Consider the following 12526-nt stretch of genomic DNA (forward strand, 5'->3'; position numbering starts at 1 on the left):
GGAATGCCATTTGTTATTTGGCTAGTTATGAAAGATACCTCTGATATAGATTTTATTCGTTATGCAATCTTCGGCTCGTGTTATGGTGCAGTATCTGGCATTGCTATATGGCTGCTATATAGATTTAATTTACATTAATAGGTGTTAACAACTTTTAAGCTTTATATATCCCGGCCCCTGCGCCGGGATTTTATCTTACAGACCCGCTTGTTATTCCGTAAGCGATGAGATGCTCTTCCCCCTTCTTCACGACAGCATTCATTTCCGCCATGATGGATAAACTTTAATCAGAAGAAAAAGTAAGAGGGATACCCTGTCTGAAATGAAAATTACCGGTATCGATCTGGCTAAAACGAACTTTTATCTCTTCAGCGCCTCGCCAGTTCTACTCTCCAGAACTGAAGTTAAAGCTGGTTCAGCTTGCGCTACAACCAGGCGCATCCGTTGCCGAGAACGTGAATGACAATGTCCTGTTCAAATGGATACGCTTGTTCGAGTGTGAAGGACGGGTTACCCGCCGTCAGCCCAAAGCCGGTCACGCCCCGCCAGCCACCACGCTTTTACCTATCCATATCACCGGGAATCCCGCGACGCCTGCGGCCCCGCAGAGATCTCAGCTGGAGCACCCCTGTTCCTGTGAAATCACATTTCCCCGGGGACGGATGATGTTGACGTCACCTTCGGCCGAGTTGCTGACCGTCCTGGTTCGTGAACTCATGCAAGGCCCGCAATCATGATCGGCTTACCGGCGGGCACCCGTATCTGGCTGGTCGCCGGTCAGACTGACATGCGAAAGGGCTTCCAGGGCCTGGCCGGCCAGGTCGTATCCGCCCTCCAGCAAGACCCGCTGTCCGGCCATGTCTTCGTCTTCCGGGAAAAACGCGGCAACCTGACAAAGGTGTTTTGGTCGACCGGTGACGGCCTGTGCCTGCCGGCAAAACGCCTTGAGCGCGGCCGCTTGGTCTGGCCGCAATCCCGGGAGGGAAAAGTCTTCCTGACGCCAGCCCGGTTATCGATGCTGTTTAAAGAAATAAATTGGAAACAACCGGAACGCACTTCGTTTAACCTGGCGATATTGTAATAACCCGATAGCTTCCCTTAACATCCTGGCATGAAACGAAAAAATCATGCCTTGCCTACTGATGTGCCCGCGCTGCAAGCGCTGGTACTGCAACAACAAACGCTGGTCGCGCAACAACAGGCGACCATCGCATCCCTGCACAATGACCTTAACGCACGCAAAGCAGAAATCGACCGCCTGCTGGCGCAACTGGCGAAACTGCGGCGCCTGTACTTCGGCCGCAGCTCGGAAAAGGCCGGGCGGCAGAGCGTCCGGCTGGAGCAGCGCTTGGCAGCGCTACTGACGGAAGAGACGTCCCAGTCTGCGCGTGTCGAGGACCCGGCGGTGCCGCCGGCCTTACGCCCCTCACCGGTACGTCGGCCTTTACCGTCACACCTGCCGCGTGAAGAGCGCTGCCTGGAGCCGCAGGAGCCGGCCTGTCCCGCCTGCGGCGGCGACCTTAAGCCGCTGGGCGAGGATGTCAGCGAACAGCTTGAGCTGATTAAAAGCGCGTTCAAGGTGATAAAAACCCGGCGTAAAAAGAAAGCCTGCGCCCGCTGCGATGTCATCGTCCAGGCGCCGGCGCCGTCGCACCCCATCGAACGTGGCATCGCCGGTCCGGGCCTGCTGGCGCGCGTGATGACGGCGAAATACGCCGAGCACTCGCCGCTATATCGACAATCGGAAATCTTTGCCCGTCAGGGCGTCACACTGAGCCGGGCCACCCTGGCCGGCTGGGTGGGGTTGTGCAGTAATCTGCTGGCGCCGCTGGCCGACGCGGTATGCGACTATGTTATGGACACCGGCAAGGTGCACGTCGACGACACGCCGGTGGACGTGCTGCAACCCGGCAAAGGTAAACCGAAAACCGGCCGGCTGTGGGTCTATGTGCGTGACGACCGCAATGCCGGTTCGCGACTTCCACCCGCGGTGTGGTTCACCTACAGCCCGGACCGCAAGGGGATTCATCCGCCAACGCATCTGGCCGGGTTCAGCGGACTGTTGCAGGCGGATGCGTACGCGGGCTTCAATCCGCCATACGAAGAAGGCCCTATCCGCGAGGTCGGCTGCATGGCCCACGCCCGGCGTAAAATCCATGATATCCATGTTCGCCATCCGTCGCCAACCACCACCGAAGCCCTGCAGAGGATCGGTGAACTGTATGCTATCGAAGCCGACATCCGGGGGCGCCCGGCCGAAGAACGACAACAGGTGCGCGAAGCGCGAACCCAGCCGTTACTGATGGGCCTGGAGAGCTGGATCAGGGAAAAACTCACCACATTGCCGCGACAGGCCGATACGGCAAAGGCGTTCAACTATTATCTGATGAACCACTGGCAGGCGTTGTGTTACTACGCCGGCGATGGCTGGGCGGAGATCGATAACAATATCGCGGAAAACGCGCTGCGGATGGTGAGCCTGGGCCGGAAAAATGATCTCTTCATGGGGTCGGACAGCGGCGGCGACCGCGCCGCGCTGATGTATACGCTGATCGTCAGTTGCAAACTGAACGGCGTCGAACCGGAAGCCTATCTGCGCCATGTGCTGGCTAATATAGTGGATCATCCCATCAATAAGATCAAAGAGCTCCTGCCATGGAATCTCAATATTCCTGCTGAATAACTGTCAATACGGCGCTGGGCGTGCGCTTACTCTGCCGTGGACTTCCGGCAGGCTAATGTTGCCGGCCGGGCTGTAGGGGCCCGGATATTTTAACGACCAGGCCGGTTCCGTTTGTGGGGTTCTTTCATCCGCGCCCGGAGAAAATCCCGCGCATAATCTGGTTGGATACTATGCGGGCATCGTCCTGCGTTAGGTATCAACCTCGTCCCGCCTTTCTGCTACAATCCCAGGCCGTCGTTTATCATTATCAATCCCAGGAAATCACCATGCGCCTGAACCCCAGCCAGCAGCACGCCGTCGAATTTGTTACCGGGCCTTGCCTGGTGCTGGCCGGCGCCGGATCGGGCAAGACGCGCGTCATTACCAATAAAATCGCCCACCTTATCCGCCAGTGCGGCTATCAGGCGCGGCATATCGCGGCGGTGACCTTTACCAACAAAGCCTCGCGGGAAATGAGGGAGCGCGTGGCGCAGACCCTGGGACGGCAGGAGGCGCGCGGTTTAACCATCGCCACCTTCCATACCCTGGGCCTGGAGATTATCAAGCGGGAATACAAAGCGCTGGGCATGAAGGCGAAGTTCTCGCTGTTTGACGAGCACGATCAATCGGCCCTGTTAAAAGATCTGACGGAACAGTGGCTGGAAGGGGATAAGGATCTGCTCAAGCAGCTGGCGTCGGCGATCGGCAACTGGAAAAACGATCTGCTCGATCCTGTTCAGGCGCAGGCTGCGGCGCGTACCGAACGCGACAAACTGTTCGCCCATTGCTATGCGCTCTATGACGCCCATCTGCGCGCCTGCAATGTGCTGGATTTCGACGATCTGATCCTGCGGCCAACCCTGTTGCTGCAACGCGACGCCGAGGCGCGCGAGCGCTGGCAGAACCGCCTGCGCTATTTGCTGGTGGATGAGTATCAGGATACCAATACCAGCCAGTATGAACTGGTGAAGATGCTGGTGGGCAGCCGCGCGCGTTTTACCGTGGTGGGGGATGACGACCAGTCCATTTACTCCTGGCGCGGCGCGCGCCCGCAAAACCTGGAACTGCTGCAGCGCGATTTTCCAGCGCTTGCGGTGATCAAGCTGGAACAAAATTACCGCTCCACGGAGCGTATTTTGAAAGCCGCCAATATCCTGATCGCCAATAACCCGCACCTGTTTGAAAAAAAGCTTTTTTCCCAACTGGGCTACGGCGAGGCGCTGAAGGTGATCACCGCCAATAATGAGGATCACGAGGCGGAGCGGGTGGTGGGGGAGCTGATCGCCCACCATTTTATCCGTAAAACCCGTTATCGCGATTACGCTATTCTCTACCGGGGTAACCATCAGTCCCGACTGTTTGAAAAAATGCTGATGCAAAACCGCATTCCCTATAAAATTTCCGGCGGCACCTCGTTTTTTTCCCGGCCGGAGATCAAGGACCTGCTGTGTTACCTGCGCGTTCTGACCAATCAGGATGACGACAGCGCCTTTTTGCGTGTGGTGAATACGCCGCGGCGGGAAATCGGTCCGGCCACCCTGCAAAAGCTGGGGGAATGGGCTTCGGCACGCAATAAAAGTCTGTTTGACGCCAGTTTTGATCTGGGTTTAAGCCAGACGCTGAGCGGGCGCGGCCTGGAATCCCTGCAACGTTTTACCCATTGGATGGCCGGCATTGCCCGGCTGGCGGAGCAGGAGCCGGTGCCGGCGGTGCGCGATTTGATCCACGGTATGGAATATGAAAGCTGGCTGCATGAAACTTCGCCCAGCCCCAAGGCCGCTGAAATGCGCATGAAAAACGTTAACCAGCTGTTCAGCTGGATGACCGAGATGCTGGAGGGGTCGGATCTTAACGAGCCGATGACACTTGATCAGGTGGTAACCCGTTTTACCCTGCGCGAAATGATGGAGCGGGGCGAGAACGATGAAGAACTGGACCAGGTACAGCTGATGACCCTGCATGCGTCCAAGGGGCTGGAGTTTCCCTACGTGTTCCTGGTGGGGATGGAAGAGGGCCTGTTGCCCCATCAAAGCAGCATTGATGAAAATAACATTGATGAAGAGCGGCGGCTGGCGTATGTGGGCATCACCCGGGCGCAAAAAGAGCTTACCTTCACGTTATGCCGCGAGCGCCGTCAGTACGGCGAGACTATCCGGCCGGAGCCGAGCCGTTTCCTGCTGGAGCTACCGCAGGACGATCTGGCCTGGGAAAGCGTGCGCAAAGTGGTCAGCCCGGAGGATCGCATGTCACGGGGACAAAGCCATCTGGCCAGCATCAAGGCGCAATTGGCGAAAGCCAAGGGACAGGAGCACTGACCGCCCGGCACCGCAGCGGATAGCGGGGCCGGCCGATTGGGTTGCGCACCGTGCCGGGGAACCGGCGCGTAACCCCGCGCAGTCCGGGGTTACGGCAGTTTGTGCTAAAGCGGCTCCATTTCCTCAAGCAGCATCGGCCAGTGGACATAACTTTGCCACTGGCTTTCCTGCTCCAGGTATTCGGCGCGCAGCGGATGCTGCGCCAGCCATGCGTGGGGTAACAGCACGTGCAGGGTATCGTCCAGGGCCCGCAGCTTCACCTCCGGCACCGTTTCGTCCCGACGGCGACTGGCGAAGATAATCGCCAGGCGCATCAACCGGCACAGCCGCTGCGCCATGCGCGGCGGCAGGCTGTTTTGCTGGCTGAGCTGCGCCACATCGATCTGATGGCTCTGGTTTTGCAACAGGGTGGCGATAAGCTTTTGCTGGGCCGGGGTAAAACCCGGTAAATCGGTATGGCGCACCAAATAGGCGGCGTGCTGCGGGGCGTTTTTAATATCGATGCTCAGTCCAATCTCATGAATCATGGTCGCACAGTGCAGGATGGCAAAACATCGTTCGTCCAGCTGCCACGCCTTGGCCACCTGCAGGGCGAAATCCGCCGCCAGGGAACTGACCCGCTGCGCCTGCTCGGTATCCAGCAGGTAGCGGCGCTGCATATTCTGCAGCGTGCGTTCGCGAATATCCTCGCACACCGGTAAATCCAGCATACCGTACATAATGCCTTCGCGCAGCGCGCCGCCGGCGAGCGTCATGGTCTTGATGCCCAGCTCATGGAATACCGCCAGCAGGATTGACAGGCCGCTGGGGAAAACCAGCGCCCGATCGAGGGTCAGGCCTTCGATTTCCAGCTCTTCGAGCTTACCGCACTGGATAGCCCGCTGTTTGAGCTGCAACAGCTTGCTCAGGGTTATCTGTTCGTCCATGCCCTGGGCGACCATGATTTCCTGCAGCGCCTGCACCGTGCCCGAGGCGCCCACGCAGACCTGCCAGCCGCAGGCCAGGAGTTTCGACACCACCGGGCGGATCATGGCGCGCGCCGCCTGTTCCGCCTGATCAAAATTTTCCCTGGTCAGGCTGCGATCGCTGAACCAGCGATCGAGCCAGGTGACGCAGCCCATTTCCAGGCTGAACAGCTCAAGCGCCTGCGCGCCGCGTCCCACCACCAGTTCCGTGCTGCCGCCGCCGATATCCACCACAAGGCGCTCATCCGATCCGCCGGTGGTATGGGCCACGCCCTGATAAATCAGCCGGGCCTCCTCTTCGCCGCTAATCACCTGGACATCGCAACCCAGGATTTCCCGCGCGGTCACCAGGAACGTCTCGGCGTTGGTGGCGATGCGCAGGGTGGCGGTGGCGACCACGCGGATATGCGCCGCGGGAATGTCCTGCAGATGTTCGGCGAACAGCCGCAGGCATTGCCAGCCACGCTGCATGGCCTCGGGAGTCAGCGCCTTGCCGGCATTGAGCCCGGAGGCCAGGCGCACCTTGCGCTTGATGCGCGCCAGCGTCTGGACGGTGCCGGCCACCTCGCGCACCACCAACATATGAAAACTATTGGAACCTAAGTCAATGGCGGCATAGAGCGAGGTGCAACTTAGCATGGTGTTCAGCCCGGACGTTTACGGTTATGACGTGGCGCCCCGCCCGCACCGCTGCGGCGGGGTGCCGAGTGGCGGCGCGGACCCGTGCCCGGCCGTGCGCGGGTCAGGCGTTTCGGCGCCGGCAGGTCGGTCATCAGCGCGTCGCTGTTATACTTACTGACAGGGATCTGATGGCCAATATAGCTTTCAATCGCCGTCAGGTTCAACGCATATTCCTCACATGCCAGGCTGATGGAGCTGCCGCTTTCGCCGGCACGTCCCGTGCGGCCGATGCGGTGCACGTAATCCTCGCAGTCATCGGGCAAATCATAGTTGAACACATGCGTGACCAAAGGGATGTGCAGGCCGCGCGCCGCCACGTCGGTGGCTACCAGGATGTCCAGCGTGCCCTGGGTAAAATCCTCCAGGATGCGCAGGCGCCTTTTTTGCGATACGTCGCCGGTCAATAACCCGACCCGATGGCCGTCGGCGGCCAGATGGCCCCAGATATCCTCGCACCGGTGCTTGGTGTTGGCGAAAATAATGCAGCGATCCGGCCACTCTTCTTCAATCAGCGTCTGTAACAGGCGCATCTTTTCTTCATTGGAAGGATAAAAAAGCTCTTCCTGGATACGATAGCCGGTTTTTTGCAGCGGCTCGATTTCCACATACTCAGCGTTGTTCATATGTTCAAACGCCAGCTCGCGTACACGATATGAAAGGGTGGCGGAGAACAGCATATTCAAACGTTGTTCAACGGCGGGCATACGACGGAACAACCAGCGGATGTCCTTGATAAAGCCCAGATCGAACATACGATCGGCTTCGTCGAGCACCACCACCTGGATAGCGCCCATATCAATATAATTCTGCTTGGTATAATCGATCAGGCGGCCGGTGGTGCCAACCAGGATATCCACCCCGGATTCGAGCACTTTCAGCTGCTTGTCGTAACCATCGCCACCGTAGGCCAGACCCATTTTCAGGCCGGTGGCCTGGGCTAAGAGTTCAGCGTCGGAGTGGATTTGCACCGCCAGTTCGCGGGTTGGCGCCATGATCAGCGCCCTTGGCTGATTGGTCTGGCGCTGCTCGCTGGCAGGCTGGGTGAGTAGATGATGAAACGTGGCGGCGAGGAATGCCAACGTTTTTCCGGTACCGGTTTGCGCTTGTCCCGCGACATCTTTCCCGTCAAGGGTGATGGGTAATGTCAGCGCCTGAATAGGCGTACAATTATTAAACCCTTGTTTTTCAAGAGATTCAACAATCAGCGGGTGCAGGGCGAAGTCGGAAAACTTCTTTTCGGTTAAGTGTGTTTTGCTCATAGTGTGGTAGAATAACAGTTAACTATTGCATTACGAAAGCGTATCCAGTGAAATAAAGTCAACCCGTCGTTGGTTAACCTTAAACCAGCCGGGTAATGATAATCCTGTGGAGTAGAACATGAGCGATAAAATTATTCACGTAAGTGACGACAGCTTCGAAAAGGACGTGTTGCAGGCAAAGGGACTGTTCCTGGTGGATTTCTGGGCGGAATGGTGCGGCCCCTGTAAGATGATCGCGCCCATCCTGGCGGAAGTCGCTGATGAATTCGAAGGTAAATTGACTATCGCCAAGCTGAACATCGACGAAAATCCGGCCACCGCGCCCAAATACGGCATCCGCGGCATTCCCACCCTGCTGTTGTTCAAAGACGGCGAAGTGGTGGCGACTAAAGTCGGCGCGCTGTCCCGCAGCCAGTTGAAAGAGTTCCTGAATAAAAACCTGTAATCGGCAAAAAACGGTTATCTCAACGGGCCCTGACGTTCACTATGTTTTCTCGTATTGACCGCTAGACGCCCGCCAAGAACCGTGCTAAGTTTATGTCCACTGCATTTAGATCTTACCTGTAGTTTGAATCTGAGCTTTACTCTTTGTCCGAGTCCTGTTGTTGAACAGTTGGTCGAACCGTTTGTTGAACCATAAACGGCTGATAAACGGCACAGGCGTTACAAGCAAGGTGTTCAAGCCACCTGGATTTGAATTGATCCGTTTTTAGGCGCTCTCAATCTTCAGTCTTCTTGTACTCATTTTGCATGAATTGCTGTTCATCAGCCCAAACGGGATGCGCTGGGATTAAATGCCGTTAGACAGGCACGATTTTACGCTGCCATACCATTCACAAAAACAGTTCGAGAAATACCCCGAGTTTAAGAACCCACCATTATGAACCTTACCGAATTAAAAAATACGCCGGTTTCTGAGCTAATTACTCTCGGCGAAAACATGGGGCTGGAAAACCTGGCCCGTATGCGCAAGCAGGACATCATCTTCGCCATTTTAAAGCAGCACGCGAAAAGTGGAGAGGATATCTTTGGCGACGGCGTGTTGGAAATATTGCAGGATGGATTCGGTTTCCTCCGCTCCGGCGACAGCTCATACCTGGCCGGCCCTGATGATATCTATGTTTCCCCCAGCCAGATCCGCCGCTTCAACCTTCGCACCGGCGATACCATTTCCGGCAAGATCCGTCCGCCGAAAGAGGGCGAGCGTTACTTTGCGCTGCTGAAGGTGAATGAAGTCAACTACGACAAACCGGAAAATGCCCGTAACAAAATCCTGTTTGAAAACTTAACCCCGCTGCATGCCAACTCCAGGTTGCGCATGGAACGAGGCAACGGGTCCACCGAAGATCTGACGGCGCGCGTGCTGGACTTGGCCGCGCCTATCGGTCGCGGCCAGCGCGGCCTGATCGTGGCGCCGCCGAAGGCCGGTAAGACCATGCTGTTGCAGAATATCGCGCAAAGCATCGCCTACAACCATCCGGATTGCGTCCTGATGGTCTTGCTGATCGATGAGCGGCCGGAAGAAGTGACCGAAATGCAGCGACTGGTCAAAGGCGAAGTGATTGCGTCAACGTTCGATGAGCCGGCGTCCCGCCACGTTCAGGTCGCCGAAATGGTGATTGAAAAAGCCAAGCGCCTGGTCGAACATAAAAAAGACGTCATCATCCTGCTCGACTCCATTACCCGTCTGGCCCGCGCTTACAACACCGTGGTCCCCGCCTCGGGTAAAGTGCTGACCGGTGGTGTGGACGCCAACGCCCTGCACCGGCCAAAACGCTTCTTCGGCGCGGCGCGTAATATGGAAGAGGGCGGCAGCCTGACTATCATCGCCACGGCGTTGATTGACACCGGCTCGAAGATGGATGAAGTGATTTACGAAGAATTTAAAGGTACCGGTAATATGGAACTGCACCTCTCGCGCAAAATCGCCGAGAAACGTGTCTTCCCGGCGATTGACTATAACCGCTCCGGTACCCGTAAGGAAGAGTTGCTGACTACTCAGGAAGAGCTGCAGAAAATGTGGATCCTGCGTAAGATCATCCACCCGATGGGCGAAACCGACGCCATGGAATTCCTGATGAATAAATTAGCGATGACCAAAACCAATGACGAGTTTTTCGATATGATGAAACGCTCGTAATTCACAAAAACTCGGGTAACGCCACGTCAAGACGTGGCGTTTTTTGTTTCTAATGCTAGGATAGTGAGTTCTTACTTGCCGCTGCCTGACGGATAGCGTTTAGCCAAGCGGCCTTTTGCTTCAGTTCACCCGACGGAGATTCGGGTGTGACGAAAAAAATGACAAATCAATATTTCAGTGTCACCTAACCCAGTGACGATTGAGGCAGAGAGTGGGGGGCGTCTACATCGGTGGCGCTTCTAACAGCCTGATGGATGCAGAGAGCTTTCTATTGTGAACCTACTCAATATGAGTACTGATTTTTTCGCTATTTTTTTATTTTCAATGGTTTTTTTGTTTTTCTCCCGCAAGGTTGCGCAAAAGATCGGCCTGGTTGATAAACCCAATTACCGCAAACGACACCATGGGCAAATCCCGTTGGTGGGCGGTATCTCCATTTATGCCGGCATCTGTTTCACGTTCATTTATACCGATCACTTCGTGCCGCATATTGGCCTGTATCTGCTATGCTCCGGCGTCCTGGTGCTGACCGGGGCGCTCGACGATCGTTTTGATATCAGCGTCAAGTCCCGCGCCACCATCCAGGCGCTGGTCGCCGTCACCATGATGTACTTCGGCGGCTTATATATTAATAGCCTGGGATATGTGTTCGGCCCTTGGGAAATGGTGCTCGGACCTTATTTTGGTTATCCGGTCACGCTGTTCGCCGTGTGGGCGGCAATCAACGCGTTTAACATGGTGGACGGCATCGACGGGCTGCTCGGCGGGTTATCCTGCGTCTCGCTCGGCGCCATGGGCATCCTGATGTTCAAGGACAACAATCCCAGCCTCGGCTTGTGGTGTTTTGCCCTGATTGCCGCCATTTTGCCGTATATCCTGCTGAATCTCGGCCTGTTCGGCCGCCACTATAAAGTGTTTATGGGCGACGCCGGCAGCACCATGATCGGCTTCAGCATTATCTGGATTATCCTGCAAAGCACCCAGGGCACCGGGCATCCCATGAACCCGGTCACCGGCCTGTGGATTATCGCCATCCCCCTGATGGATATGATTGCCATCATGTACCGCCGCATGCGTAAAGGCATGAGCCCCTTTTCTCCCGATCGGCAGCATATCCACCACCTTATCATGCGCGCCGGCTTCAGTTCACGGCAAGCCTTTGTTATTATTACCGTTACCGCCGCCATCCTGGCCGCGTTCGGTGTGGCGGGCGAACAGTGGTTCATCTGGCCCGATTGGCTGATGTTTATGTTGTTCATCCTGGTTTTTTTACTCTACGGCTATTTGCTGAAATGCGCCTGGCGGGTGGCGCGCTTCGTTAAACGCACCAAGCGGCGGTTCGGCGCCAAACAGAGACCCACTAACCGTAATGCGGGACAAAAATGAGATCAGAAACCCAACCGACGGCCCGCGATGCGGCGCTGGATAACGAGCTGGATATGCGGGGGCTTTTTTGCGCCCTGTGGCGCGGCAAGCGCTGGATTATCGGCACCGCCCTGGTGTTTGCGGTTCTTGCCCTGGTCTATTCTTATCTGGTAAAGCAGGAATGGACCGCGGCGGCGGTCACCGATAAACCGACGGTGAACATGCTCGGCAGCTATTTTTCCCAGCAGCAGTTCCTGCGTAACCTGGATGTGAAAAATACCGCCTTGCCCACCTCGGATATGCCGGGCATCGGCGACGAGGCGTACCAGGAATTTATCCGCCAGCTGTCCTCCTATGACACCCGCCGCGATTTCTGGCTGGCAGCCGATTACTATACCTCGCGCAAACAGGGCGACGCCCATGCCGATGCGGTCTTGCTGGATGAAATGATCGGCAATATCCAGTTTTCGCCGAGGGATGATGCCAAAAAATTGCCGGATCAGGTGACCCTCACCGCCGAAACGGCGGCGGACGCCAATCTGCTGCTGCGTCGTTATGTGGCGTTTGCCAGCCAGCGCGCCGCCGGTCATCTGAATGAAGATATCATCGGCGCCTGGACGGCGCGCACCATCTCACTCAAGGCGCAGGTCAAGCGCCAGGAGGCGGTGGCCAATGCCATTTATGATCGCGACCTGAGCGCGCTGCGCCATGCCCTGGATATTGCCAAGCGGCAGGGCATCAGTCATAGTCAGATCACGGTCCCCGAGGAGCAATTGCCGCAGTCGGGGTTGTTCCTGTTGGGAGAACAAGTGCTGCAGGCGCGGCTGGAAGCCCTGCAGGCGGCCGGTCCCGGTTTTGATGTGGAATACGATCAGAATCGGGCCATGCTGGCCACGCTTAATGTCGGCCCGACGCTGCAGAATACATTCCAGACTTACCGTTATTTAAGGACGCCCGAGGAACCGGTTAAACGCGATAAACCGCGCCGGATTTTCCTGCTCATTCTCTGGGGCGCTATGGGCGGCCTGGTCGGGGCCGGCGTTGCGCTGGGCCGCCGCCGCTAAGGGCAAAGCCCCGGGACTGCCATTAATCCGAATGGGTGCGCCGCCACTACGCGGCAGAATAGAGAAGCCACGCGT

10 protein-coding genes are annotated in these 12526 nt (G+C 56.8%); 8 read left to right on the forward strand and 2 right to left on the reverse strand.

Translation table 11 applies throughout. The features are described 5' to 3' along the window. Positions 1-410 precede the first annotated feature (410 nt). The 4 genes from ACL2XN_RS19265 to rep all read left to right on the forward strand — a co-directional run bounded on the left by ACL2XN_RS19265 (position 411) and on the right by rep (position 4977). A complete protein-coding gene (locus tag ACL2XN_RS19265) occupies positions 411-737 on the forward strand; it encodes an IS66 family insertion sequence element accessory protein TnpB (protein WP_413730998.1) in 327 nt (108 codons plus the stop codon). Next, positions 734-1081, forward strand: a complete 348-nt coding sequence (tnpB, locus tag ACL2XN_RS19270; RefSeq protein WP_413729276.1) for an IS66 family insertion sequence element accessory protein TnpB — start codon at positions 734-736, stop codon at positions 1079-1081. The genes ACL2XN_RS19265 and tnpB overlap by 4 nt, the downstream gene beginning before the upstream one ends. A gap of 30 nt (positions 1082-1111) precedes the next feature. Then, positions 1112-2683 carry an IS66 family transposase gene (tnpC, locus tag ACL2XN_RS19275; RefSeq protein WP_413729277.1) on the forward strand — a complete coding sequence of 524 codons (1572 nt, stop codon included), beginning with the start codon at positions 1112-1114 and terminating at the stop codon, positions 2681-2683. Between the two features lie 266 nt (positions 2684-2949). Then, complete coding sequence (rep, locus tag ACL2XN_RS19280; RefSeq protein ID WP_410013130.1) at positions 2950-4977, forward strand: DNA helicase Rep; 2028 nt, start codon at positions 2950-2952, stop codon at positions 4975-4977. 104 nt (positions 4978-5081) lie between these two features. Here the strand turns inward: rep and gppA are convergent, their stop codons facing one another. Together gppA and rhlB are read right to left on the reverse strand one after the other, a co-directional pair. Further along, complete coding sequence (gene gppA / locus ACL2XN_RS19285) at positions 5082-6581, reverse strand: guanosine-5'-triphosphate,3'-diphosphate diphosphatase (RefSeq protein WP_410013131.1); 1500 nt, start codon at positions 6579-6581, stop codon at positions 5082-5084. A 5-nt stretch (positions 6582-6586) separates the two neighbouring features. Continuing rightward, a complete protein-coding gene (gene rhlB / locus ACL2XN_RS19290; protein WP_413729278.1) occupies positions 6587-7882 on the reverse strand; it encodes an ATP-dependent RNA helicase RhlB in 1296 nt (431 codons plus the stop codon). 118 nt (positions 7883-8000) lie between these two features. Between rhlB and trxA the strand changes: the two genes are divergently transcribed. The 4 genes from trxA to wzzE all read left to right on the forward strand — a co-directional run bounded on the left by trxA (position 8001) and on the right by wzzE (position 12451). Further along, on the forward strand, positions 8001-8327 hold the full coding sequence (trxA, locus tag ACL2XN_RS19295) for a thioredoxin TrxA (RefSeq protein WP_162367082.1): 327 nt from the start codon (positions 8001-8003) through the stop codon (positions 8325-8327). 435 nt (positions 8328-8762) lie between these two features. Next, positions 8763-10022 carry a transcription termination factor Rho gene (gene rho / locus ACL2XN_RS19300; RefSeq protein ID WP_162367083.1) on the forward strand — a complete coding sequence of 420 codons (1260 nt, stop codon included), beginning with the start codon at positions 8763-8765 and terminating at the stop codon, positions 10020-10022. A gap of 273 nt (positions 10023-10295) precedes the next feature. After that, positions 10296-11408 carry a UDP-N-acetylglucosamine--undecaprenyl-phosphate N-acetylglucosaminephosphotransferase gene (gene wecA, locus ACL2XN_RS19305; RefSeq protein ID WP_413721625.1) on the forward strand — a complete coding sequence of 371 codons (1113 nt, stop codon included), beginning with the start codon at positions 10296-10298 and terminating at the stop codon, positions 11406-11408. Continuing rightward, positions 11405-12451, forward strand: coding sequence for an ECA polysaccharide chain length modulation protein (gene wzzE / locus ACL2XN_RS19310; protein ID WP_413729279.1), 1047 nt, complete (start codon positions 11405-11407; stop codon positions 12449-12451). The genes wecA and wzzE overlap by 4 nt, the downstream gene beginning before the upstream one ends. Positions 12452-12526: the final 75 nt, after the last annotated feature.

This window comes from Sodalis sp. RH22 (genome assembly GCF_047324165.1).
Lineage (GTDB): Bacteria > Pseudomonadota > Gammaproteobacteria > Enterobacterales > Enterobacteriaceae > Acerihabitans.